Origin of the sequence: Tabrizicola sp., from assembly GCF_041919135.1 — a bacterium.
GTDB lineage: Bacteria > Pseudomonadota > Alphaproteobacteria > Rhodobacterales > Rhodobacteraceae > Tabrizicola.
Window position 1 is genome coordinate 32,348 of the sequence record NZ_JAYRUJ010000002.1, and the last position, 21,948, is coordinate 54,295.

Sequence of the window (21,948 nt, forward strand, 5' to 3'; positions counted from 1 at the left end):
GCACCATATCCGCCAAAGTGAGTCGCTTTTGACCCGAGGTTCTGGCATGGCTTGCCGCATTCTTGCCGCCTGACGAAGCCAAGGACCCCGATGTATCTGCTGCATTACGCCCCGGACAATGCCTCGCTGATCGTCCGCCTCGTGCTGGACGGGGCCGGCATCCCCTATGCGACGGCGCTGGTGGACCGCGCGACGCGGCAGCAGGACAGCGCCAGCTATCGCGCGCTGAACCCCACCGGCCTGATCCCGGTGCTGGAGACACCGCAGGGCCCGATTTCCGAGACCGGCGCGATCCTGCTGTGGCTGGCCGATACCCACCGGCTGGCCCCGGCCCCCGGCCATCCCGACCGGCCCCTGTTCCTGAAATGGCTGTTCTTCCTGTCGAACACGGCCCATGCCGACCTGCGCCAGATCTTCTACCCGCACCAATACGCCCCGGCCGAGGCGCATCGCGGCCATCACGAGATCATCGCGGCCCGGATGCTGCGCCATTTCGCGCTGCTCGAGACGGCGGCGCTGCAGCATCCGCAACTCTTTGCCGCCGCGACGCCGCTGGGGGTCTATACCCTGGTCCTCGCCCGCTGGGCCGCGCTTTACCCGCCGCAGGGGCCGCGCTGGTTCGACGCCTCCGCCTTCCCGACCCTGCAGGCGCTGGCCCGCGCGCAGGAGGCGCGGGTCGAGACCCCCGTCGTCGCCCGGGCCGAGGGGCTGGGCCCGCATCCCTTCACCCGGCCCGAACAGCCGGACCCGCCGGAAGGAAGCGTGTTGTGACCCTGACCCTGCATCACGCGCCCGACTTCGCCTCGACCATCATCCGCTTCGCGCTGGAGGAGCTGGAACTGCCGCATACGCTGGCGCTGGCCGACATCGACGGCGGCGCGCTGGCCACGCCGGAATACCGCCAGGTGAACCCGGTCGGCCTGATCCCGGCGCTGGAAACCGACAGCGGCCCGATCTTCGAGACCGGCGCGATCCTGCTGTGGCTGGTGGACCAGACCGGCCGCCTCGGCCCCGGCCCGAAGGACCCGGACCGGGGGGCGTTCCTGTCCTGGCTCTTCTTCACCTCGAACGCGCTGCACCAGGCGGCGCTGGCGATGTTCTACCCGCACCGCCCGGCCGGAGAGGCGAATTCCGCCGCCGCGCAAGCGGTCGCGCAAGAGCAGATCACCGCCCGCCTCGGCCTGATCGAGACGATGATCGCCACCCAGGCCCCGCGCTGGCTTTCGCCGGACCACCCCGGCGTGCTGGGCTATTACATCGGCGTGCTGGTGCGCTGGCTGATCCTGCTGTCGCCCGCGCCCCATGGCGTCGCGCTGGACGACTTCCCATATCTGAAAGCGGTCCTTGCCGCGCATGAGGCGCGCCCCGCCGCGCAGCGTGTCGCGGCCTCGGACCGTCTCGGCCCCCACCCCTTCACCAAGCCAGGTTCCTGATGTTCCTCTCCGTCTTCGACATGTTCAAGGTCGGCATCGGCCCGTCCTCTAGCCATACCATGGGCCCGATGGTCGCCGCCGCGCGCTTCCTCGACACGCTGCGCGCCTCGCCCTTCCATTTCCACGGGCTGCGCGCCTCGCTGCACGGCTCGCTGGCCTTCACCGGGGTCGGCCATGCCACCGACCGGGCGACGATCCTGGGGCTGGCGGGCTTTCTGCCCGATACCTACGACGCCGAAAAGGCCGACGCCGCCTTTGCCCGCATCCGCGACACCAGGGTGATCGAGGTGCCGGGCCTGCCGCCGCTTGCCTTCGACCCGGTGAAGGACCTGCACTTCGATTTCGGCCCCGCGCTGCCCGGCCATGCCAACGGGATGATCCTGAAGGCGACCGATGCCCAGGGCGACGTGATCCTGGAGGAGACCTATTATTCCATCGGCGGCGGCTTCGTCCTGACCGCGGCCGAGCAGGCCGAGGCCGGGGGCACCAAGGCCAAGGTCCGGGCGGACGTGCCCTACCCGTTCGAGACCGCCGCCGAAATGCTGGAGATGGCGAAGAAATCGGGCCTGAGCATCGCCCGGATGAAGCGCGCGAACGAGTTGAAGTTCCGCTCCGCCGCCGAGCTTGACGCCGGGATCGACCGCATCTGGCAGGTGATGAACGACTGCATCGACCGCGGCATGAAGGGCGAGGGCATCCTGCCCGGCGGGTTGAAGGTGCGCCGCCGCGCCAAGGGCATCCACGATGCGCTGATGGCCGAGCGCGGGCTGAACCTGACCCCGCCGCATACGATCAACGACTGGATGAGCCTTTACGCCATGGCGGTGAACGAGGAGAACGCCGCCGGCGGCCAGGTCGTCACCGCGCCCACCAACGGTGCTGCGGGCGTGGTGCCTTCGGTGATCCGCTACTGGCTTGACCATGTGCCGGGGGCGAGTGTGGCGCAGGTCGGCGACTTCCTGCTGACCGCCTCGGCGATCGGCGGGTTGTGCAAGCACAATGCCTCGATCTCGGGCGCGGAAAGCGGCTGCCAGGCCGAGGTCGGCAGCGCCGCCGCCATGGCCGCCGCCGGCCTTTGCGCCGTGCTGGACGGCACGCCGGAGCAGGTGGAAAACGCCGCCGAGATCGCGCTGGAGCATCACCTCGGCATGACCTGCGACCCGGTCAAGGGCCTGGTGCAGGTGCCCTGCATCGAAAGGAACGGCCTCGGCTCGATCAAGGCGGTCTCGGCCGCCAGCCTCTCCCTGCGCGGCGACGGCCAGCATCTCGTCAGCCTCGACGTCTGCATCGAGACCATGCGCCAGACCGGCCGCGACATGCACGAGAAATACAAGGAAACCTCGCTCGGGGGCCTCGCGGTCAACGTCCCGAACTGCTGAACCCGCAGGTGGCTCGGGCGGGAGTATCTGGAAAAAGGGCAAATTCACTTGCTCTTTTCTGAAAATACTCTCGGGGGGTTCGGGGGGCGAAGCGCCCCCGACGCCGGGCTTGCGCGCGTCCTTCCTGCGCGCAAGCGAAACGGAAGACCTGCGCGGACCGCGCCCCGCAGGAAAACCGCCGCCGCGCCCGTGATGTCGCTTTCAGGCAGGCAGCACCCGGTTTCGCAGGCTAGTCAAGGGCATGGCCAGGGATACCACACTCCAGGGCATCGTCCTGATGCTCCTCTTCTGCGTGATCGCGCCGCTGCTGGACGTGGCGTCGAAACTGGCGGCCGAGAACGGGATGCCGGTCGGACAGATCACCACCGCGCGCTTTCTCGTGCAAGGCGCGCTGATGCTGCCCGTGGTCCTGGCCATGGGCCTCAGCCTGCGGCTCACGCCGCGCGCCTTCGCCTTCAGCCTGCTGCGCGCCTTCTTCCTGATCGTCTCGACCTTTTCCTTCGTCTCCGGCATCCAGGTCATGCCGATCGCCGATGCGCTCGCCATCGCCTTCGTCGAGCCCTTCATCCTTCTGATCCTGGGCAGCCTGATCTTCGGCGACCATGTCGGCCCGCGCCGGATCCTGGCCTGCGCGGTCGGCTTCGGCGGCGCGCTTCTGGTGATCCAGCCCTCGATCCAGGTCTTCGGCCTGGTGGCGCTCTGGCCCTTGGGCACCGCCTTCTGCTTTGCCTTCTACATGCTGGTGACGCGGGCGGTCTCGGCCTGGATGCATCCGGTGGCGATGCAGTTCCACACCTCCTGGACCGGGCTTCTGCTCTGCCTGCCGGTGATGGTCGCCTTCGACGGCTCGGGCATCGGCCCGCTGGATCCGCTCTGGCCCGAGGGCTGGAACTGGCTCTGGCTCTTCGGGGTCGGCTTCTGGGCGGCGGTCAGCCATATGAGCATGACCTATGCGCTGAAATACGCGCCCTCGGCCACGCTGGCGCCGCTGCATTATTCGGAGATCGTGGTGGCGGTGATCCTGGGCTACCTGATCTTCGACGACTTCCCCAATGCGGTGACCTGGACCGGAATCGCGATCATCGTCGCCTCGGGCCTCTACATCATCCACCGCGAGCGGCTGTCGGCGCGCGACAAGGCCTCGGCGGCTACGGCGGCGCTGACCGAAGCGCCCTGATCGCCGCGTCCAGCCGCCGGCGCGGCAGGATCACCAGCATCCCCGGCGCGTCGAACTCCAGCGCCACGCGCCGCGCCACCACCCGGTTCGAGGTGCCGATCATCCCGCGCGGCGCCAGTTCCAGCCCCTCGATCGGCCATTCCAGCCCCCGGCTGCGCCCCGTCACCCGCGCCATCGGAAACAGCGACAGCGGCTCTCCGGGGGCAAGGTCCAGCTCCAGCCGGGCCGGGGCGGCGAAGGCCAGGTCCTTCGGCCCGATCAGGATGCAGGCCCGCTCGGCCCGGGTGACCAGCGTGTTCATCGCCGCAAGCCCGTGGTCCAGCCGCGCCCCGGCAAAGCCCAGCGCCAGCACGAAGGGCGCCTCGACCGAGCGCAGCGCCTTGTCGAAATCGGTGGTGGCCTGTTCGGCCAGGTGATGCTGCCGCGCCGGAGGAATCGCCGCCCGCGCCGCCGCCGAGAGCGAATCGAAATCGCCGATCACCGCCTCGGGCATGGTCCCCAGGCGCAAGAGCCGGTCGGCCCCGCGGTCCGCCGCCACCGCCACCGGCGCGCGCGCCAGGCACAGCGCCAGGTCCCGCGCCCCGAAAGGCCCGCCACCAGCGAGCGTCACCCCCGCTGAAGTCTGGACAATCGGCGGCTTCATGTAAGACTGTCTCCAAATAAGGCAGGATTCTCTGACCCCGGCCACAATCAATCCATCAAATTACCCATGTCTGTCCATGGATTAGGACAGCCGATCTGCAAAATAGGCTGCGGTAGAATGTGAAAGGCGGTCCGGTCATGGCCAGTGAAAGCAAGATCCTGACGGTGTCCTACGGCACCTTCAGCTGCACGCTGGAGGGGTTCGACGACCCGTTCAACACCATGAAGGCCATCGCCGAATATTTCCGCGACCTGGCGGCCGAGGACCGCTATTTCGGGGCCGAGCCGCCGCAACCCGATGCGGCCATGCTGCACCGAATCGCCGAGCGTGAGGTTGGCCGCCTTGCCGATGGCCGGATTCGCGACAATGCCGTGGCCCTCCACCCGTCGGAAGGGGCCGCCCCGATCCGCCGCGTCACCACCCGGCCGCGGCCGGCCGGCGATCCGGGCGAACCGGTCGGGCGGGCGCGCGCCAACCCCGAGGTCGCTCCCGGCCTGCAGGAGCTGATCCCCTCGGGCGTCGCCAGCAAGCTCGCGCGTATCCGTCAGTCGGTGAATCCCTCGGTCCCGCCCCCCGAAGCCTTCGCGCCGGTGGCCGAGGCCCCTGTGGCGCCCGTGTCGCCCGGACTGCCCGCGGCGGAAGCCCCGGCCGTTACCCCCCTTGACGACGGCCTCCAGCCCGCGGACGCGACCGAGGCCCCGGCGGTCGCCTTCCTCGCCGAACCCGTGCCCGAGGCCGCCCCGAGTGCCGCCGGAACCACGATCCTTCCCGCCGACCTGACGGCCGGGCCTGACCCCGTGATCGACGCCACCCCGGCCGCCGAGGAGATCGCCGAGACGGCGGAGAGCCCGGTCGAGGTTCAGCATGAGCACGGCGAGGAGCCCGCGCCGCTTCCCGCCGAGGCCGCCGACATCCTGCCCGAAACCATGCCGGACGCCCCGCTGTCGCTGGCCGAGGCGCTGCTTCAGGACCCCCTGCCCGAGGCCGGCCCATCCGAGGGTTCCTCCGCCGACCTGTCCCCCGCCCCGGTGGAACCTGCCCCGGTGGACGCCGCCCCGACCGAAGCCGCAGAGGCCTCCGACCCCGCGCCGAAAAGCCGGGGCAAGCGCGTGAATTCACGCGTCGTCCGCCTCCACCCGACCGAGGACGCCCCGGCCCGTGACCCGAACGCGACCCGTCCGCGGGATCGCGGCGACGCCGATTTCGCCCGCCTCCTGCGCCAGGCCGACGACGTCATGTCGGATTCCGAGAATCGCCGCCGGCTGGAATCCATCGCCCATCTCAAGGCCGCCGTCGCCGCGACCGAGGCCGACCGCGCCGCCGGGGCCGATCCGAAGCCCTCGGCCGAGGCCCGGCAGAACCCCTATCGCGACGACCTGGCCCAGACCGAGCCGGACGCGCCGCCGAAGCCCGAGCCGCAGGTCAAGCCGCGCCGCAAGACGGTCTCGGTCCGCGCGCAGGACCCGCGCCCCGGCACGATCCGGCCGGGCATGATCAGCCCGCCGCCGCTGGTCCTGGTGTCCGAGCAGCGGATCGACCGGGTCCAGCCGCCCGCCCCTACCCCTGCGGCGCCCGCCGCTGCCGCCCCCGCCGCCCAACCCAAGGTCGGCCTGCGCAGCGGCCGCCTGACCGGCGCGATCGGCGCGGGCGCTGCGGCGGTGACCACGCTGCCGGCGAAGAAACTGGTGCTGGAACAGCGTTCGGGCCCGGCCGATGCGGAGGAGGACGACGATCTTGCCGACGACCTGAGCGATGCGGACGCCGCCGGCCTGTTGCGCTTTGCCGAACAGGTGGGCGTCAAGTCGATGGTCGACATGCTGGAGGCCGCCGCCGCCTATGCCACCTGCGTCGAGAACCGCAGCCAGTTCACCCGGCCGCAGCTGATGCGCCGCCTGCTGGCCAGCGCCGGCGACACCAAGATCAGCCGCGAAGAAGGGTTGCGCAGCTTCGGCACGCTCCTGCGCACCGGCCGGATCGAGAAGGTCGGCCGCGGCCATTACGTCCTGGCCGAGCACTCGCCCTATCTGGCCGAGGCCCGCCGCATGGCCTGAGGCTCGGCCGGCCTCAATCCTCCCGCTGCGGCGGGGCGTCGGGATCCGGCTGGCCGATGCCACGGAAGATGAAGCGGAAGGGCAAGGCCCAGAGGAAGCCCAGGCCGACATAGATCGCCAGTTCCACCGGGACCGAGGGCCGCTCGATCAGCCCCACCAGCGTCACCGCCGCCACGACATAGGCGGGCAGGCCGATCAGCAGGATCACCAGCGCCCAGCGCCTGCGCGCCTTGTAGCTCAGCGCCATCTCGGGCCCCCGTTCCCGAGCGCCGCGAAGAGCGAGCGAAGCGACACGATGAGCATCCCCGTCAATCGGCGAAGGGGTCGGTCACCAGGATCGTGTCGTCGCGCTCCGGCGAGGTCGACAGAAGGGCGACGGGGCACTGGATCAGTTCCTCGATCCGGCGGACATATTTGATCGCCGCCCCCGGCAGTTCGGCCCAGGAGCGCGCGCCGGCCGTGGTCTCGGACCAGCCTTCCAGTTCCTCGTAGATCGGCTTGCAGCGCGCCTGTTCGTCGGCGGCGGTGGGCAGATAGTCCAGCCGCTGGCCGTCGAGGTCGTAGCCGACGCAGATCTTCAGCGTCCCGAACCCGTCCAGCACGTCAAGCTTGGTCAGCGCGATGCCCGAGACGCCCGAGGTGGCGCAGGTCTGCCGCACCAGCACCGCATCGAACCAGCCGCAGCGGCGCTTGCGCCCGGTCACGGTGCCGAATTCATGCCCCCGCTCGCCCAGCCGCTGCCCGTCCGCATCGTGCAGTTCCGCCGGGAACGGCCCCTCGCCGACGCGCGTCGTATAGGCCTTCACGATCCCCAGCACGAAGTCGATCGCGGTCGGCCCCACCCCGGTCCCGGTCGCCGCCTGCCCCGCGATGGTGTTCGACGAGGTGACATAGGGGTAGGTCCCGTAATCGATGTCCAACAGCGAGCCTTGCGCCCCCTCGAACAGGATGCGCTTGCCCGCGCGCCGCGCCTCGGTCAGCACCTTCCAGACCGGCCCGGCATAGGGTTTCAACTGCGGCGCGATCTCCAGAAGCTGCGCCTTCAGCGCCGCCGGATCGACCGGGTCGAGGCCAAGCCCCGCCCGCAGCGCGTTGTGATGGGTCAGAAGGCGGCCGATCCGCGTGTCCAGCGTCGCCGAATCGAACAGGTCCGCCACCCGGATCGCCCGGCGGCCGACCTTGTCCTCATAGGCCGGGCCGATGCCGCGGCCGGTGGTGCCGATCTTGGCCACCGTGGTCTGCGCCTCGCGGCCACGGTCCAGCTCGCCATGGATCGGCAGGATCAGGCTGGCGTTCTCGGCCAGCATCAGGTTCTCGGGGCTGACTTCGACGCCCTGGCCGCGCAGCTTCTCGATCTCGGCCACCAGGTGCCAGGGATCGACCACGACGCCATTGCCGATCACCGACAGCTTGCCGCCGCGCACGATGCCCGAGGGCAGCAGCGAAAGCTTGTAGACCTTCTCGCCGATCACCAGCGTATGGCCGGCATTGTGCCCGCCCTGAAAGCGCGCGATGACATCGGCGCGCTCGGACAGCCAGTCGACCAGCTTGCCCTTGCCCTCATCGCCCCATTGGGCACCCACGACGACGACGTTGGCCATGTTCAATCCCCGAGTCTGTCAAACCACGCGGGGTATAACGGCAGCCGCCCGCAGGGGAAACCCTGCAATTGCACCATGGCGCCGTTGCGGATCTGCGGTAACAAGGGGCATGGACACCATCATCTACCACAACCCCGCCTGCGGCACCTCGCGCAACACGCTCGCCCTGATCCGGGCGGCCGGGATCGAGCCCCTTGTCGTCGAATACCTGACGACCCCGCCCGACCGCGAGACGATCCGGGCGCTGGCGACGGCGACGGGCCAGCCCCTGCGCACCCTTCTGCGCGAAAAGGGCACGCCCTTTGCCGAACTCGGTCTCGGCGATCCCGCCTTGACCGACGAGCAGCTTCTCGACGCGATCGCGGCGCATCCGGTGCTCCTGAACCGCCCCATCGTCGCGACACCCCTCGGCACCCGCCTCTGCCGTCCCTCCGAGACCGTGCTGGCCCTGCTGCCGCCGCAGACCGGAAGCTTCACCAAGGAGGACGGCGAGGTCGTGGTCCTGTCCACCCGCGCCTGATGCGCCACGCCCTCGCGGCCAAAGGCCGGTGGCCGCGCCCCGCCGGGTCGGCTCGCAGCCCTGCGACCCGGCCCGGTTTCCTCGCGGGGCGGAGCCCGCGCGGAGGTCCGACGTTCCCGTCCCATGCGCCGCGACCCTTGCCCGGCGCGTTTCCATACAAGCCGGCCCTTGCGCCAATCGCGCCCCCGGCCGGTCGGACACGCGATCACCGCCGCTCCGTGACCTCCTTACGTTCCTGCAAAACCCGGCGCACCGGGCCGCGCGGATCCCGCCGGGCGACCTTTCCCGGCAACTCCCCGACCCCAATCCCCTGCCGCCCCCATTCCCTGCGTCCGCATCAGCCGGCTGGCCCCCGGCCCTTGCCTTGGCTAGCATGGCCCGGACCGCAACTCCTTCAGGACATGACCATGGGCATTCTCTTGCGCTGGCTGGGCGCTTTCCTCCTGATCTCGGCGATCTTCAACCCGACCTCCTGGAACTACGTTACCTGGGCCCGGGCCGAGTGGGACCGGCAGATGCCGCTGATCGTCTTTCTCGGCCTGATCCTGGCGGTCGCGGCCATGGTCTATGTCGTGGCGACGATGCGCTCGATCGGCCTGATCGGCGCGCTGGTCATCGCCGCGATCTTCGCCGCCGGGCTCTGGGTGCTGACCGACTGGGGCCTGCTGGGGCTGGACGATTCGGCGCTCAACACCTGGCTCGCGATCCTGGTCCTGTCGCTGATCCTCGGCATCGGCATGTCCTGGTCGATCCTGCGCCAGCGGCTTTCCGGACAGCAGACCACGGACGAGGTCGATGGCTGAGACCTTCCTCTACCTCACGCTCGGCACCGGCGACCTGCCCCGCGCCACCCGCTTCTACGACGCCGCCCTCGCGCCCCTGGGCCTGGTCCGGCGCGCCACGGAACAGACCGAAGTCGGCTACGGCCTGCCGGGCGACGTCACGACGCGGCTCTGGATCACGCTGCCCTTCGACGGCAGGCCCGCGACCCCGGGCAACGGCACCATGCCCGCCCTCCTCGCCCCCAGCCGGGCGGCGGTCGAGGCGTTCCACGCCGCCGCCCTCGCCCATGGCGGCAGCGACGAGGGCGCGCCGGGCCTGCGTCCCTACGGCCCCGGCTTCTTCGCCGCCTATGTCCGCGACCCGGACGGCAACAAGCTTTCCGCCGTCCACCTGGACCGGCCCTAGGCCGTTCTCCTGCCAGATCTTCCCGCCGGAGGCAGCTCCTCCGGCCCCGGCCCGCCCTTCGCCGGTTCCCCGGCACCGCCGCCGCAGGCTCGACGCCCTCCGCGGCGATCCTCCCGACAACCTGCATCCGGAATCCGGCCCGACCCCGATCTTGCTCTTTTTCCCAAATACTCCCGCCGGAGGCGTCCAGCCTGTCCCCAGGCCCCCACCCTCCGGCAGGCTTCCGCGGCAGCGCCGCCGCGGGGGGCTCGATGCCCCCCGTGGCGGCTCCCCGGTCCGGGAACAGACCCTTGCGCCCCCCGGCCCTTCCGCCTAGATAGGCGCGTCACCTTGCGGGAAGCCCCATGGAAAACGTCGTCCTCACCATCCACCTGATCCTCGCGCTCCTCCTGATCGGCGTCGTGCTCCTGCAACGCTCCGAAGGCGGCGGGCTTGGCATCGGCGGCGGGGGCGGCACCGTCTCGGCGCGCGGCGCGGCCACCGCGCTGACCAAGCTGACCTGGATCTTCGCCTCCGCCTTCATCGTGACCTCGATCGCGCTGACCGTGCTTGCCACCCGTGGCGGCCAGGGCGGCTCGGTGGTCGACAGCGTCGCGACCGACGCGGCCCCCGCGCCGGCCGAGGCGCCCGCGACCCCGGCCCTCGGCGGCGACCTGCTGCCCCCCTCGACCAGCGACGCGCCCGCCACCCCGCCCCGCGCGGATGCGCCGGCCCCCGCGACTGCCCCCGCAACCACTCCGACGCCCAATCCCTGAGCGGGCGTAGATCCGCCACAACTACTTGGATTGAACCAGGCATCGCCCGCATGATCTAGCGGCGGACGTTGCCTATCTTGCGGGAAGTCGCTATAGGACGACTCCCGTGGTGCTGCGATTCCACCGATCCGAATCGCGTATGAAACACGGGGGCCAAGGCCATGGCGCGATACATCTTCATCACCGGCGGCGTGGTTTCCTCCCTTGGCAAGGGTCTCGCCTCGGCCGCCCTCGGCGCGCTTCTCCAGGCCCGCGGCTACACTGTCCGCCTCCGCAAGCTCGACCCCTACCTGAACGTCGACCCCGGCACGATGTCGCCCTTCGAACATGGCGAGGTCTTCGTGACCGACGACGGTGCCGAGACCGACCTCGACCTCGGCCATTACGAACGCTTCACCGGCGTCCATGCGCGGCAGACCGACAGCATCTCCTCGGGCCGGATCTATTCCAACGTGCTGGAGAAGGAACGCCGGGGCGACTACCTTGGCAAGACGATCCAGGTCATCCCCCACGTCACCAACGAGATCAAGGACTTCCTCCGCATCGGGGACGATGAGGTCGACTTCATGCTGTGCGAGATCGGCGGCACCGTCGGCGACATCGAGGGCCTGCCGTTCTTCGAGGCCATCCGCCAGTTCATCCACGAACGTCCGCGCGGCCAGTCGATCCTGATGCACCTGACGCTGCTCCCCTACCTCGCGGCCAGTGGCGAGCTGAAGACCAAGCCCACCCAGCATTCGGTCAAGGAACTCCAGTCCATCGGACTCGCACCTGACGTGCTGGTCTGCCGCAGCGAACACCCCATCCCAGACCGCGAGCGGGAAAAGATCGCCCTGTTCTGCAACGTCCGGAAAGAGGCGGTGATCCCCGCCTATGACCTGAAGACGATCTACCAGGCCCCCCTCGCCTATCACCAGGCGGGCCTCGACCAGGCGGTGCTCGACGCTTTCGGGATCACCCCCGCGCCGAAGCCCAACCTTGCGCGGTGGGAAGACGTGATGGACCGCCTCTCCCACCCCGAGGGCGAGGTCCGCGTCGCCATCGTCGGCAAGTACACCCAGCTGGAAGACGCCTACAAATCCATCGCCGAGGCCCTGACCCATGGCGGGATGGCGAACCGCACCAAGGTCCGCGCCGAATGGATCGACGCCGAGATCTTCGAGCGCGAGGACCCCGCCCCCTGGCTGGAGAACTTCCACGCCATCCTCGTCCCCGGCGGCTTTGGCGAACGCGGGACCGAGGGCAAGATCCGCGCCGCGACCTTCGCGCGGGAAAAGAAGATCCCCTACCTGGGCATCTGCCTCGGGATGCAGATGGCGGTGATCGAGGCCGCCCGCAACCTGGCCGGCGTCAAGGATGCCGGGTCCGAGGAATTCGACCATGAGAAGGGCGCGAAACGCTTTACCCCCGTGGTCTACCACCTGAAGGAATGGATCCAGGGCAACCACACCGTGCGCCGCAAGGCCGACGATGCCAAGGGCGGCACGATGCGGCTTGGCGCCTATACCGCGAACCTCAAGGACGGCTCGGCGGTGGCCCGGATCTACGGCACCACGGTGATCGAGGAACGCCACCGGCACCGCTACGAGGTCGACATCCAGTACCGCGACCAGCTGGAGAAATGCGGGCTGGTATTCTCGGGCATGTCCCCCGACGGCCGCCTGCCCGAGATCGTCGAGGTCAAGGACCATCCCTGGTTCATCGGCGTCCAGTTCCACCCCGAGCTGAAGTCGAAGCCCTTCGCCCCGCATCCGCTGTTCGCCGATTTCGTGCGCGCCGCGGTCGAGAATTCGCGTCTGGTCTAGGCCCTTCGCGGGTTGATTACCCTGGGTAGAATCGCAATTCTATCGTTCGCCGCAGGGTGGAAAATCATGCCTTATCTGCCACATCGGCGGTGATACATTCGGATATGAGAACATCCCAACTTGCGCATGGGACTGTCGACTTAATACTTTGTTAATACAGATTAACCGTCGGGATCCACCCGACTTTTGCCCAGGGAACTGTGCCATGAAGAGCAGTCTTGCACTGTTGCTTGTTACGATTTCTGCACCCAGCCTCGCCGTTGCGCAGGACATGTCGGGTGGTGTTACCCTTGGCTTCGGCCAGCACTCCGTCGACGAGATCGACCAGGATCTTTCGACCGCCAGCCTTGACGGCCGCGTCGACTTTGCCTTCGCCAACGGCATGACCTTTGGCGTCTCGGCCGGCTACCTCGATCTCGGCATCGACGACACGCCGATCGACATGAATGCGAACTTCGTGCAGCTGAACCTTGGCTACAGGCTGTCGAACGGCCTGTCCTTCGGCGCCTATGCCGAGCAGCTGAACGGCAGCATCAGCGGGTCGCCGATCGACATTGCGCTGAAATCCATCGGCGCGGAAGTCGGCTATGCCACCGGAGACTGGGACCTGGGCCTGTCGCTCGGCCGCACCTCGACCAGCCCGGACATGGGTGTCGACATCGACAACCTCGGCCTGACCGTGAAATATGCCGCGATGCCGAATCTGGACATCGGCGGTGCCTTCCTGCGCGCCAACCTGAGCTCGGGTCCGATGGATGCCGATATCGACATGATCGGCTTGGCCGCCGCCTGGGACATCAACGACCAGTTCTCGCTGTTCGGCGGCGTCAGCCGCACCTCGCAGGACGAGATGGACCTTGACGTGACCACCATGGGCCTCGGCGTCGGCTACGACCTGTCGCAGATGACGGGCATGGCCTCGGTCGTGTCGCTGGAACTGGCGCGCACCGATCTGGAGATGGGGCCGGGCTCGGCCGACCTCGACACCGTCCGCATCGGCCTGACGCTGCCGCTGGGTGGCAAGGGCACCGAGGCGCCGCTGAACAGCGTCGCCGATTCGATCTTCAACCCGCGCCACGGCGCGGTGAACGCCGCCCTGACCGGCGCGTTCTGATCCGACGCAAGCAGGATCACGGGCGGCGCGTGCCCTCGCGCCGCCCGTTTTCGTTTCGGTTTGCCGCCCCTTGCCCGGGCAGGTGCCCGGTGTCAGGCTCCGGGCATGATCGCGCGCGCAAGCCTGTTCTTCTTCCTGTGTCACCCGGCCGGGGCCGAGACCGTCTCAGTCAAGGAAATCTCCTACGCCGAAGTCGCGGAAACCATTCCCCTGGTGCTGGATTTTGCGGTTCGACCCGCTCTGTCCCTACAAGCTGTTCTAGCCTGGCCACCGGGACAGACCGGCAATGCCAGGCTTTCCGCGTCGGATAACGGGCGGCCCCTGCCCGCCCCAAGCAAAGGGCCGGGCGCCCTGCGGCCCCGGCCCTTTGCTTGACGATCTCTGAACGCCGGCCTGCAAACCCTTGAATTTGCAGGGAGCAGCCGGCCGGCCTGTGGTCAGCCCAGCATCCCCAGCAGAACCGGCTCCACCTCGTGCCAACCTTCCCACATCATCTTCAGCGCGACATAGACGATGATGGCCAGGCCGACGAAGGCAATCCAGCGGTGCTTGTTCAGAAGCTTCGCGATGAAGCTTGCCGCGAAGCCCATCATCGCGATCGACAGGGCCAGGCCGATGATCAGCACCGTCGGATGATCCTTGGCCGCCCCGGCCACGGCCAGCACGTTGTCCAGCGACATCGAGACGTCCGCGATGACGATCTGCCAGGCGGCCTGGGCAAAGGTCTTGCGCGGCGCGTCGTCGGCCACGGCGCCGTCCCTGTCCAGGTCCTCGTTCGCCAGCGCCTCGACCGCCTCGATGTCATGCTCGTGCGCCCCGGCGCGCAGTTCCTGCCACATCTTCCAGCAGACCCAGAGGAGCAGGATGCCCCCCGCGAGGAGAAGGCCGACGATCGCCAGAAGCTGCGTCGTGATCAGCGCGAAGCCGATCCGCATGATCGTGGCGGCGGCGATCCCGACAAGGATGGCCCGGCCGCGCTGGTGCGCAGGCAGCCCGGCCGCGGCAAGGCCGATCACGATGGCATTGTCACCCGCAAGCACCAGGTCGATGCCGATGACCTGCAGCAGGGCGATGAAGCCCTCGTAGGTGAAGATTTCCATGCTGTCTCCGCCTGTCGCGTTCCGGTTCGACTGGGTAGTTACGCGGACAACGCTACAGGCACAACCCGGTTGCGGACTTTTCAAGCCGGGGCGGGCGCGATAGGCAGGGCCATGCTGTCGTATCAACATCTCTACCACGCCGGGAACCTGGCGGACGTGCAGAAACACGCCGTGCTGGCCTGGGTGCTGGACTACCTGACCCGCAAGGCGAAGCCGCTGACCTATATCGAGACCCATGCCGGGCGCGGGGTCTATGACCTCGGGGCCGACGAGGCGGTCAAGACCGGCGAGGCGGCGGCGGGGATCGCGCTGGCCGAGGCGCTGTTTCCCCCCGACCACCCCTATCGCCAGCGCCTGGACGAAGCGCGCGCCGCACATGGGGCGCGGGCCTATCCCGGCTCGCCCCTGATCGCCGCGCTGGGGCTGCGCGAGACGGATTCGATCCATCTGGCCGAGCTGCACCCGCAAGAGTTCGGCCACCTGCGCGACGCCGCAAGGGACTGGGGCGCGCATGTCCACAAGCGCGACGGGTTCGAGCTGGCGCTTGCCCTGACGCCCCCCACGCCGCGCCGGGGGCTGATGCTGATCGACCCCTCATGGGAGGTGAAGGCCGATTATGACGCGATCCCGCGCCATATGGCGAACATCCATCGCAAGTGGAACGTCGGCATCCTGATCCTGTGGTATCCGATCCTGAAGGGCGGGCCGCATGGGCCGATGCTGAAGGCGCTGGAGACGGCCTTTCCCGAAGGCCTGCGCCACGAGGTCCGCTTCCCCCCGGTGCGCGAGGGGCACCGGATGGAGGGGTCGGGCCTCTTCATCGTCAATCCGCCCTTCGGACTGGAGGAGGAGCTTGCGGCGCTCTCCCGCCGTTTCGCCAGCCTTTCCAAGCCTGCGCCCAGGACCTAGATACCCCGAATGATCGACATTCTCCGCCGGCTGCTCGCCCCCGAACCCGCCCGCCTTCCCGAACCCGACGCCCGCCTCGCGCTGGCGGCGCTTCTGGTGCGCATCGCCCGGACCGACGGGCTTTACGCCGCCGAGGAGGTGGAGCGGATCGACCGCACGCTGGCGCAGTATCACGGGCTTGGCCCCTTCGAGGCCGCGCGCCTGCGGACCGAGGCCGAGGATCTGGAGCGGCAGGCGCCCGACACGGTGCGCTTCACCCGGGCTCTGAAGGCGGCGGTGGCGCTGGAGGACCGGGCCGACCTGATGGCGGCGCTCTGGTCGGTGGCGCTGGCCGACGGCCTCCGCGATGCCGAGGAGGACCGGCTGATGCGGATGGTCGCCAGCCTGCTGGGGCTGACGGATGTCGAATCCGCCCAGGCGCGGCAGCGGGCAGAGCGCCGCGAGGCCGAGGAGTGATCGCCAGCCTTGGCATGTATGACTTCGGCCCCGCCATGGCCGCGAACGACCGGCTTTGGGCCGGCATCCGCGATCGGTTGCGCGCCAGGGGCCTTGCCGCCCCCGAGGCCCTGACCCGTGGCGAGGCGGCCTATTGGCCCGCCTGGCAATCGCCGGAACTGGTGCTGTCGCAGACCTGCGGCTATCCGTTCCGCGCCCGGTTGCACGACCGCGTGGCCTATGTCGGCACGCCGGACTATGGCATCGAGGGCTGCGCGCCCGGCCATTACCGCTCGGTCCTGGTCGCGCGCGCGGATGATCCCCGCGACCGGGTGGAGGCCTTCGACGGCGCGCGGCTTGCCTTCAACGAGGACCTGTCGCAGTCGGGCTGGGCCGCGCCGCAGAACCATGCGGCGAAGCTGGGCCTGCGGCTGGTGCCGGTCCTGCGCAGCGGCGGGCACCGCCTTTCCGCGCAGGCGGTGGCGGAAGGCCGGGCCGAGATCGCCGCGCTGGATGCGGTGACCTGGCGGCTTTTGCAGGCGGCAGAGGCGGCCGCGGCGCGGCTCAAGGTGGTGGGGATGACCGATCCGACCCCCGGCCTGCCGCTGATCGCGGCGCAGGGGGCGGATGCGGCGGCGGGTTTCGCGGCCGTGACCGAGGCCATCGCCGCGCTGTCGCCCGGGGACCGGCAATGCCTGGGGCTGCGTGGCCTGGTGCGCATCCCGCTGGCGGACTACCTCGCGGTGCCAAATCCGCCGGCCCCGCCGGCAGTTCTGCCGGGCAACTGATCAGATTGCCACCGCCCGCTTGGTAAAGCGCCCGAATCTTCGTTGCAATGGCGCGGATTCCCTGCCCTACTGCCGGACCAGATGCCCCAGACCACAAGCCAGATGCCAGAAATCCCCTCCGACCCCCCGGTCATCGAAATCCACGACCTGCACAAGAGCTATGGCCCGCTCGAGGTGCTGAAAGGCGTCGATCTGGTCGCGCCGCGCGGCCATGTGATCTCGCTGATCGGTTCCTCCGGCTCGGGCAAATCCACGCTTCTGCGCTGCTGCAACCTTCTGGAGGACAGCCAGCAGGGCGAGATCCGCTTCGAGGGCGAGGCGGTGCGCTGGCGCGGCGAGGGGCTGAACCGTCACCCGGCCGACCGGGCGCAGGTGACGCGGATCCGCACCAACCTGTCGATGGTGTTCCAGCAGTTCAACCTCTGGTCGCACCTCACCATCCTGCAGAACGTGATGGAGGCGCCGGTCACCGTCCTGCGCCGCGACCCGAAGGAGGTCGAGGAGAAGGCGCGGCACTATCTGGCCAAGGTGGGCATCGCCGACAAGGCCGATGCCTGGCCGGCGCAGCTTTCCGGCGGCCAGCAGCAGCGCGCGGCCATCGCGCGGGCGCTGTGCATGGAGCCGCGCGCGCTTCTGTTCGACGAGCCGACCTCGGCGCTGGACCCCGAGCTGGAGCAGGAGGTGGTCCGCGTGATCAAGGCCCTGGCCGACGAGGGCCGGACGATGCTTCTGGTGACGCATGACATGAAGCTGGCCGCCGATTGCTCGGACCGGGTGATCTTCCTGCACAAGGGCCGGATCGAGGAGGAAGGCCCGCCCGCCACCCTGTTCGGCAATCCGCAAAGCGAACGGCTGCGCGGCTTCCTGTCGGCCACGGCCGCCTGACCCGCGACCCACGAAATCCCGCTGCACCTGAACCGGACAGTGGCGTAAGATCAACATACTGCAATCCAGAGGGAGACCTTGAATGAAGAAACTGCTGCTGGCCACCGCCTTCGCCCTTGTCGCCGGCTCCGTCGGCGCCCAGGACGCGATCAAGATCGGCACCGAAGGCGCCTATGAGCCCTACAACTATATCGACCAGGCCACCGGCGAGCTGGTCGGCTTCGAGATCGAACTGGGGGCGGAACTGTGCAAGCGCGCCGGGCTGACCTGCGAATTCGTGCAGAATGACTGGGATTCGATCATCCCGAACCTGCAGTCGGGCAACTACGACGCGATCATGGCGGGCATGTCGATCACCGACGAGCGCAAGCAGGTGATCGACTTCTCGGAAAACTACACCCCGCCGTCGAAATCGGCCTACCTGGCCCTGACGGCCGACGCCAACATCGGCGACGGCGCGGTGATCGCGGCGCAGACCGGCACCATCCAGGCCGGCTACATCGCCGAGCAGGCGGGCAACACGCTCCTGGAATTCGCCACGCCGGACGAGACCGTCGCCGCGGTGAAGAACGGCGAGGCCGATGCGGTGTTCGCCGACAAGGACTATCTGGTGCCGATCGCCGGCGATTCGGGCGGCGCGCTGGTCATGCTTGACAACGACGTGCCGCTGGGTGGCGGCATCGGCATCGGGATGCGCAAGTCCGACACCGAGCTGCGCGCGAAATTCGACGAGGCGATCAAGGCTATGAAGGCCGATGGCTCGCTCAACGCGATGATCGTGAAGTACTTCGGCGAAGATTCCGACAAGTTCTGAACGGAAAGGGGCGGTCTTCGGGCCGCCCCCTCATGCCGATGTTCGAGTTCTGCACCGACCCCGCTTCGCTTTCCGGCCTGAGATGGTTTGGCTGCTATCTCACGACCGCCACGCATTTCAGCTTCTACTGGTCCTTCGGGACGGTGATCCTGCTGCTGCTTGTCACCGCGCCCTGCGCGCTGGCCTTCGGCTTTCTCGGCGCCTCGGCCGCGCGGTCGCATGTCATGCCGGTCTCGCTGGTCGGGCGGGCCTATATCGCGGCGGTGCGGGGCATCCCGGACATCGTGTTCTTCCTGTTCTTCATCATCGCGCTTGACCAGGGAATCGAGTGGTTCAGGCACCTTATGGTCTGCGAGGACCTGTCGCAGCCGGTCTGGAACAACGGCGAATTCCGCGTCTGTGCGGACGCCAAGGTTCCGGCCGGGGATGCCGCGCCCTGGGTCGTGCGGGCCTATGCCTTCGGACTGGCGGTCTTCACCTTCGCAATCGTCTTCGGCGCCTTCGCGGCCAATGTGCTGTACGGCGCGATGCAGGCCGTGCCGCGCGCGCAGCTCGAGACCGCCGAGTCCTATGGCATGTCGCACCGCCAGGTGTTCCGCCGGATCCTGGTGCCGCAGATGTGGATCTATGCCCTGCCCGGCCTGTCGAACCTCTGGCTGATCCTGATCAAGGCGACGCCCCTGCTGTTCCTCCTCGGGATCAAGGATGCGGTCTACTGGGCGCGCGAGCTGGGCAGCGCCAAGACCAGCGGCAACAACCCCTTCCCGCATGGCGACTGGCGGCTGTTCTATTTCCTCGCGCTGCTGGTGTTCTACCTGCTGGCCACCCGCATCTCGGAGATCGGGCTGGCAAGGCTGACGCGGCGGCTGTCGCACGGCCAGGCCACCCGGGCGGGCGAGGAGATGCGCAAGGGGGCCGCGGCATGACCTGTTGGGAAACCTTCCAGGCCTATGCGCTGCGCTCGCTGGGCCAGGGCGAACGGCTGTTGCCACGGCAGGATTATGACCTCTGCCAGCAGTTCACGCTGATCGGCTCGGGCCTGATCTGGAACGTCTATTTCGGCGTGCTGGCGCTCTTCACGGGCTTCTTCCTGGCCAATGCGCTGGCGCTGGCCAAGGCCGGCCGCAATCCCTGGCTGCGCAAGCCTGCGGAATGGTTCATCTTCGTCTTCCGCGGCTCGCCCCTCTTCATCCAGTTCTTCCTGGCCTACGAGGCGCTGGTCCTCTTGCCCAAGGCCGGGATCGAGGTCTTCGGCCTGACGGTCCAGACCGCCTGGACGACGAAGGCGTGGGCCGGGGCGCTGTTCGTGCTGATCCTGAACACCGCCGCCTATTCGGCCGAGATCTTCCACGGCGCGTTGAAATCCATCCCCAGGGGCGACCTGGAGGCGGCGGATGCCTATGGCATCTCGGGCTGGCACAAGTTCCGCCGCATCGAATGGCCCACCATGCTGCGGCTGGGCTGGCCGGCCTATACCAATGAGGCGATCTTCCTGTTCCATGCCACGACGCTGGTGTTCTTCAGCGGCTTCCCCGCCTTCCAGCAGCGTGGCGACGCGCTCTATTACGCCAACTACTTCGCCGACAAGACCTTCAACCCCTTCATCCCCTATCCGATCGTCGGTTTCTATTTCGTGCTGATCACCCTGGCGCTGATCTGGCTGTTCGGGCGGATCAACCGGCGGCTCAACCGGCATCTGCCGTCGAACCTGAAAAGCAGAATCCGCTTGCGTCCGCAGGTGATCCGGTAGTAGGCTATTTTTGATCAAATTATCCGGGCACCCGCCCGGACCCCGTGGAAACGCCGACAAGAAGGCCCGTGGGGGAGGCGATCGAAACCAGGGGAAGGACCAAGGGCATGGTCCGAACCTGCGCATCAGGTGGGCATCCAATGCCCCGGGCGCGGGGATCGTGCCCTTACCTGAGACATGATGATGAAGGATTGGCTGAGAAAGCACCCCGACGTGCGGACCATTCGCGTGGCCGCCGCGGATCTGAACGGGCAGGCCCGCGGCAAGCGCGTGCCCGCCCGCTTTGCGGAAAAGGTCGTGAAGGACGGAACGCGGTTCCCCTTCTCGGTCCTGAACCTCGATATCTGGGGCGAGGATATCGACGACAGCCCGCTGGTCTTCGAACAGGGCGACGCGGATGGCGTGCTGAAACCCACCGAGCGCGGCTTCATGCCGATGCCCTGGCTGGAGGCGCCGACCGCGCTCTTGCCGATCTGGATGTTCCGCGAGAACGGGCAGCCCTATGAGGGCGACCCCCGCCACGCGCTGCGCGCGGTGGTGGAGCGGTACAAGGCGCGCGGCCTGACCCCGGTCTGCGCGATGGAGCTGGAATTCTTCCTGATCGACGACAGCGGCAAGACCATGCAGGTCCCCGCCAGCCCGCGCTCCGGCAAACGCCGCAAGGCGGCCGAAACCCTGTCGATCCGGGCACTTGACGCCTTCGACACCTTCTTCACCGACCTCTACGACGCCTGCGAGGCGATGGACATCCCGGCCGACACCACCACCTCCGAGACCGGGCTGGGCCAGTTCGAGGTGAACCTGATGCATTGCGACGACGCCCTGCGCGCCGCCGACGATGCCTGGCTGTTCAAGATGCTGGTCAAGGGGCTGGCGCGCCGCCATGGGTTTGCCGCCAGCTTCATGGCCAAGCCCTATCTGGAATATTCCGGTTCGGGCCTGCACACGCATTTCTCGGTCCTCGACGCCAAGGGCGACAACATCTTCGACAGCGGCGGTCCGAAGGGCACCGCGCAGTTGCGTCATGCCGTTGCGGGATGCCTGAACGCCATGCATGATTCCACGCTTCTCTTCGCGCCGCATTTCAACAGCTACGAGCGCCTCGTGCCCGACAAGCACGCGCCGACCGCGATCAGCTGGGGATACGAGAACCGCACCGCCGCGATCCGCATTCCGGCGGGCAACCCCGCCGCCCGCCGGATCGAGCATCGCGTGGCCGGGGGCGACGTGAACCCCTATCTGATGCTCGCCGCGATCCTCGGGGCCGCCCTGACCGGAATCGAGGACGAGATGGAGCCGCCGCCCGCCGTCACGGGCAATGCCTATGCGATGGACCTGCAGCAGATCCCGGCCAGCTGGGAGGCCGCGATCGACGCCTTCGAGCATTCGGACATCCTCTACCGTTTCCTGCCCAAGGAACTGATCCGCAACATGGTGCAGACCAAGCGGCAGGAGTTGCACTACATCGCCGAGCTTTCGCCCGAAGAACGGGTGGAGCTTTATCTCGACACCGTCTGACCGCTCCTCGTTCGCCTTCGGCTCCTCCTCGCCGGTTCCCCCCGCGAGGAGGAGACGCAGTCGAACGACGAGCACCCCCTTGA

General features: G+C 68.4%; 24 protein-coding genes. 20 read left to right on the forward strand and 4 right to left on the reverse strand.

The window, feature by feature from the left end:
- Positions 1–90: 90 nt before the first annotated feature.
- The 4 genes from ACE3UA_RS02055 to ACE3UA_RS02070 all read left to right on the forward strand — a co-directional run bounded on the left by ACE3UA_RS02055 (position 91) and on the right by ACE3UA_RS02070 (position 3,989).
- The gene (locus tag ACE3UA_RS02055) at positions 91–771 is read left to right on the forward strand and encodes a glutathione S-transferase family protein (RefSeq protein ID WP_374642013.1); all 681 of its coding nucleotides are present in this window, start codon (positions 91–93) and stop codon (positions 769–771) included.
- Positions 768–1,433 (forward strand): glutathione S-transferase family protein, encoded by a 666-nt coding sequence (locus ACE3UA_RS02060; RefSeq protein ID WP_374642015.1) that lies wholly within the window; start codon positions 768–770, stop codon positions 1,431–1,433. The genes ACE3UA_RS02055 and ACE3UA_RS02060 overlap by 4 nt, the downstream gene beginning before the upstream one ends.
- Complete coding sequence (locus ACE3UA_RS02065) at positions 1,433–2,812, forward strand: L-serine ammonia-lyase (RefSeq protein WP_374642017.1); 1,380 nt, start codon at positions 1,433–1,435, stop codon at positions 2,810–2,812. Before ACE3UA_RS02060 ends, ACE3UA_RS02065 begins: the two co-directional genes overlap by 1 nt.
- Before the next feature lie 241 nt (positions 2,813–3,053).
- Positions 3,054–3,989 (forward strand): DMT family transporter, encoded by a 936-nt coding sequence (locus ACE3UA_RS02070; RefSeq protein WP_374642019.1) that lies wholly within the window; start codon positions 3,054–3,056, stop codon positions 3,987–3,989.
- Here the strand turns inward: ACE3UA_RS02070 and ACE3UA_RS02075 are convergent.
- Positions 3,961–4,632, reverse strand: a complete 672-nt coding sequence (locus tag ACE3UA_RS02075) for a thiamine diphosphokinase (RefSeq protein ID WP_374642021.1) — start codon at positions 4,630–4,632, stop codon at positions 3,961–3,963. The two genes, ACE3UA_RS02070 and ACE3UA_RS02075, sit on opposite strands and share 29 nt — an antisense overlap.
- 137 nt (positions 4,633–4,769) lie before the next feature.
- Here ACE3UA_RS02075 and ACE3UA_RS02080 point away from each other — a divergent pair, with 137 nt between their 5' ends.
- Complete coding sequence (locus tag ACE3UA_RS02080; RefSeq protein ID WP_374642023.1) at positions 4,770–6,683, forward strand: hypothetical protein; 1,914 nt, start codon at positions 4,770–4,772, stop codon at positions 6,681–6,683.
- 13 nt (positions 6,684–6,696) lie between these two features.
- On the opposite strand, the gene ACE3UA_RS02085 is transcribed toward ACE3UA_RS02080, so the two are convergent.
- Together ACE3UA_RS02085 and ACE3UA_RS02090 are read right to left on the reverse strand one after the other, a co-directional pair.
- On the reverse strand, positions 6,697–6,930 hold the full coding sequence (locus ACE3UA_RS02085; RefSeq protein WP_374642025.1) for a DUF2842 domain-containing protein: 234 nt from the start codon (positions 6,928–6,930) through the stop codon (positions 6,697–6,699).
- A 61-nt stretch (positions 6,931–6,991) separates the two neighbouring features.
- Complete coding sequence (locus ACE3UA_RS02090; RefSeq protein ID WP_374642027.1) at positions 6,992–8,284, reverse strand: adenylosuccinate synthase; 1,293 nt, start codon at positions 8,282–8,284, stop codon at positions 6,992–6,994.
- A gap of 109 nt (positions 8,285–8,393) precedes the next feature.
- Between ACE3UA_RS02090 and arsC the strand changes: the two genes are divergently transcribed.
- The 7 genes from arsC to ACE3UA_RS02125 all read left to right on the forward strand — a co-directional run bounded on the left by arsC (position 8,394) and on the right by ACE3UA_RS02125 (position 14,041).
- Positions 8,394–8,804, forward strand: coding sequence for an arsenate reductase (glutaredoxin) (gene arsC, locus ACE3UA_RS02095; protein WP_374642029.1), 411 nt, complete (start codon positions 8,394–8,396; stop codon positions 8,802–8,804).
- A gap of 407 nt (positions 8,805–9,211) precedes the next feature.
- Positions 9,212–9,607 (forward strand): DUF6524 family protein, encoded by a 396-nt coding sequence (locus tag ACE3UA_RS02100; protein ID WP_374642031.1) that lies wholly within the window; start codon positions 9,212–9,214, stop codon positions 9,605–9,607.
- Complete coding sequence (locus ACE3UA_RS02105) at positions 9,600–9,992, forward strand: VOC family protein (protein WP_374642033.1); 393 nt, start codon at positions 9,600–9,602, stop codon at positions 9,990–9,992. The genes ACE3UA_RS02100 and ACE3UA_RS02105 overlap by 8 nt, the downstream gene beginning before the upstream one ends.
- 344 nt (positions 9,993–10,336) lie before the next feature.
- A complete protein-coding gene (secG, locus tag ACE3UA_RS02110) occupies positions 10,337–10,747 on the forward strand; it encodes a preprotein translocase subunit SecG (RefSeq protein ID WP_374642035.1) in 411 nt (136 codons plus the stop codon).
- A gap of 161 nt (positions 10,748–10,908) precedes the next feature.
- Complete coding sequence (locus ACE3UA_RS02115; protein ID WP_374642037.1) at positions 10,909–12,552, forward strand: CTP synthase; 1,644 nt, start codon at positions 10,909–10,911, stop codon at positions 12,550–12,552.
- Positions 12,553–12,757: 205 nt separating this feature from the next.
- Positions 12,758–13,666, forward strand: coding sequence for a porin (locus ACE3UA_RS02120; RefSeq protein WP_374642039.1), 909 nt, complete (start codon positions 12,758–12,760; stop codon positions 13,664–13,666).
- Positions 13,667–13,771: 105 nt separating this feature from the next.
- The gene (locus ACE3UA_RS02125; protein WP_374642041.1) at positions 13,772–14,041 is read left to right on the forward strand and encodes a hypothetical protein; all 270 of its coding nucleotides are present in this window, start codon (positions 13,772–13,774) and stop codon (positions 14,039–14,041) included.
- Between the two features lie 62 nt (positions 14,042–14,103).
- Here the strand turns inward: ACE3UA_RS02125 and ACE3UA_RS02130 are convergent, their stop codons facing one another.
- Positions 14,104–14,766 (reverse strand): TerC family protein, encoded by a 663-nt coding sequence (locus tag ACE3UA_RS02130; protein WP_374642043.1) that lies wholly within the window; start codon positions 14,764–14,766, stop codon positions 14,104–14,106.
- A gap of 111 nt (positions 14,767–14,877) precedes the next feature.
- Here ACE3UA_RS02130 and rlmJ point away from each other — a divergent pair, with 111 nt between their 5' ends.
- From rlmJ to ACE3UA_RS02170, 8 genes are all read left to right on the forward strand, one after another.
- Positions 14,878–15,675 carry a 23S rRNA (adenine(2030)-N(6))-methyltransferase RlmJ gene (gene rlmJ / locus ACE3UA_RS02135; RefSeq protein ID WP_374642045.1) on the forward strand — a complete coding sequence of 266 codons (798 nt, stop codon included), beginning with the start codon at positions 14,878–14,880 and terminating at the stop codon, positions 15,673–15,675.
- A gap of 9 nt (positions 15,676–15,684) precedes the next feature.
- Complete coding sequence (locus ACE3UA_RS02140) at positions 15,685–16,131, forward strand: TerB family tellurite resistance protein (RefSeq protein WP_374642047.1); 447 nt, start codon at positions 15,685–15,687, stop codon at positions 16,129–16,131.
- Positions 16,128–16,898, forward strand: a complete 771-nt coding sequence (locus tag ACE3UA_RS02145) for a phosphate/phosphite/phosphonate ABC transporter substrate-binding protein (RefSeq protein WP_374642049.1) — start codon at positions 16,128–16,130, stop codon at positions 16,896–16,898. The genes ACE3UA_RS02140 and ACE3UA_RS02145 overlap by 4 nt, the downstream gene beginning before the upstream one ends.
- Before the next feature lie 81 nt (positions 16,899–16,979).
- Entirely contained in the window at positions 16,980–17,783 is an 804-nt protein-coding gene (locus tag ACE3UA_RS02150; RefSeq protein WP_374642051.1) for an ABC transporter ATP-binding protein, read from the forward strand.
- Between the two features lie 82 nt (positions 17,784–17,865).
- Positions 17,866–18,597 carry a transporter substrate-binding domain-containing protein gene (locus ACE3UA_RS02155; RefSeq protein ID WP_374642053.1) on the forward strand — a complete coding sequence of 244 codons (732 nt, stop codon included), beginning with the start codon at positions 17,866–17,868 and terminating at the stop codon, positions 18,595–18,597.
- A gap of 38 nt (positions 18,598–18,635) precedes the next feature.
- A complete protein-coding gene (locus tag ACE3UA_RS02160) occupies positions 18,636–19,523 on the forward strand; it encodes an ABC transporter permease (RefSeq protein ID WP_374642389.1) in 888 nt (295 codons plus the stop codon).
- Positions 19,520–20,347: an ABC transporter permease gene (locus ACE3UA_RS02165; protein WP_374642055.1), complete on the forward strand. Its 828-nt coding sequence runs from the start codon at positions 19,520–19,522 to the stop codon at positions 20,345–20,347. Before ACE3UA_RS02160 ends, ACE3UA_RS02165 begins: the two co-directional genes overlap by 4 nt.
- 183 nt (positions 20,348–20,530) lie before the next feature.
- Positions 20,531–21,865, forward strand: coding sequence for a glutamine synthetase family protein (locus ACE3UA_RS02170; RefSeq protein ID WP_374642057.1), 1,335 nt, complete (start codon positions 20,531–20,533; stop codon positions 21,863–21,865).
- Positions 21,866–21,948 lie beyond the last annotated feature (83 nt).

Bases quoted from the DNA above. Each gene is read 5' to 3' on its own strand.
- ACE3UA_RS02065 (WP_374642017.1), top strand. From the start codon at position 1,433: ATGTTCCTCTCCGTCTTCGACATGTTCAAGGTCGGCATCGGCCCGTCC.
- ACE3UA_RS02090 (WP_374642027.1), bottom strand. From the start codon at position 8,284: ATGGCCAACGTCGTCGTCGTGGGTGCCCAATGGGGCGATGAGGGCAAG.
- arsC (WP_374642029.1), top strand. From the start codon at position 8,394: ATGGACACCATCATCTACCACAACCCCGCCTGCGGCACCTCGCGCAAC.
- ACE3UA_RS02100 (WP_374642031.1), top strand. From the start codon at position 9,212: ATGGGCATTCTCTTGCGCTGGCTGGGCGCTTTCCTCCTGATCTCGGCG.
- ACE3UA_RS02125 (WP_374642041.1), top strand. From the start codon at position 13,772: ATGATCGCGCGCGCAAGCCTGTTCTTCTTCCTGTGTCACCCGGCCGGG.
- ACE3UA_RS02080 (WP_374642023.1), top strand. From the start codon at position 4,770: ATGGCCAGTGAAAGCAAGATCCTGACGGTGTCCTACGGCACCTTCAGC.
- ACE3UA_RS02070 (WP_374642019.1), top strand. From the start codon at position 3,054: ATGGCCAGGGATACCACACTCCAGGGCATCGTCCTGATGCTCCTCTTC.
- ACE3UA_RS02150 (WP_374642051.1), top strand. From the start codon at position 16,980: ATGCCCCAGACCACAAGCCAGATGCCAGAAATCCCCTCCGACCCCCCG.
- ACE3UA_RS02055 (WP_374642013.1), top strand. From the start codon at position 91: ATGTATCTGCTGCATTACGCCCCGGACAATGCCTCGCTGATCGTCCGC.
- ACE3UA_RS02120 (WP_374642039.1), top strand. From the start codon at position 12,758: ATGAAGAGCAGTCTTGCACTGTTGCTTGTTACGATTTCTGCACCCAGC.
- ACE3UA_RS02170 (WP_374642057.1), top strand. From the start codon at position 20,531: ATGAAGGATTGGCTGAGAAAGCACCCCGACGTGCGGACCATTCGCGTG.
- ACE3UA_RS02085 (WP_374642025.1), bottom strand. From the start codon at position 6,930: ATGGCGCTGAGCTACAAGGCGCGCAGGCGCTGGGCGCTGGTGATCCTG.
- ACE3UA_RS02115 (WP_374642037.1), top strand. From the start codon at position 10,909: ATGGCGCGATACATCTTCATCACCGGCGGCGTGGTTTCCTCCCTTGGC.
- rlmJ (WP_374642045.1), top strand. From the start codon at position 14,878: ATGCTGTCGTATCAACATCTCTACCACGCCGGGAACCTGGCGGACGTG.
- ACE3UA_RS02130 (WP_374642043.1), bottom strand. From the start codon at position 14,766: ATGGAAATCTTCACCTACGAGGGCTTCATCGCCCTGCTGCAGGTCATC.
- ACE3UA_RS02165 (WP_374642055.1), top strand. From the start codon at position 19,520: ATGACCTGTTGGGAAACCTTCCAGGCCTATGCGCTGCGCTCGCTGGGC.
- ACE3UA_RS02155 (WP_374642053.1), top strand. From the start codon at position 17,866: ATGAAGAAACTGCTGCTGGCCACCGCCTTCGCCCTTGTCGCCGGCTCC.
- ACE3UA_RS02140 (WP_374642047.1), top strand. From the start codon at position 15,685: ATGATCGACATTCTCCGCCGGCTGCTCGCCCCCGAACCCGCCCGCCTT.
- ACE3UA_RS02075 (WP_374642021.1), bottom strand. From the start codon at position 4,632: ATGAAGCCGCCGATTGTCCAGACTTCAGCGGGGGTGACGCTCGCTGGT.
- ACE3UA_RS02160 (WP_374642389.1), top strand. From the start codon at position 18,636: ATGTTCGAGTTCTGCACCGACCCCGCTTCGCTTTCCGGCCTGAGATGG.
- ACE3UA_RS02105 (WP_374642033.1), top strand. From the start codon at position 9,600: ATGGCTGAGACCTTCCTCTACCTCACGCTCGGCACCGGCGACCTGCCC.
- secG (WP_374642035.1), top strand. From the start codon at position 10,337: ATGGAAAACGTCGTCCTCACCATCCACCTGATCCTCGCGCTCCTCCTG.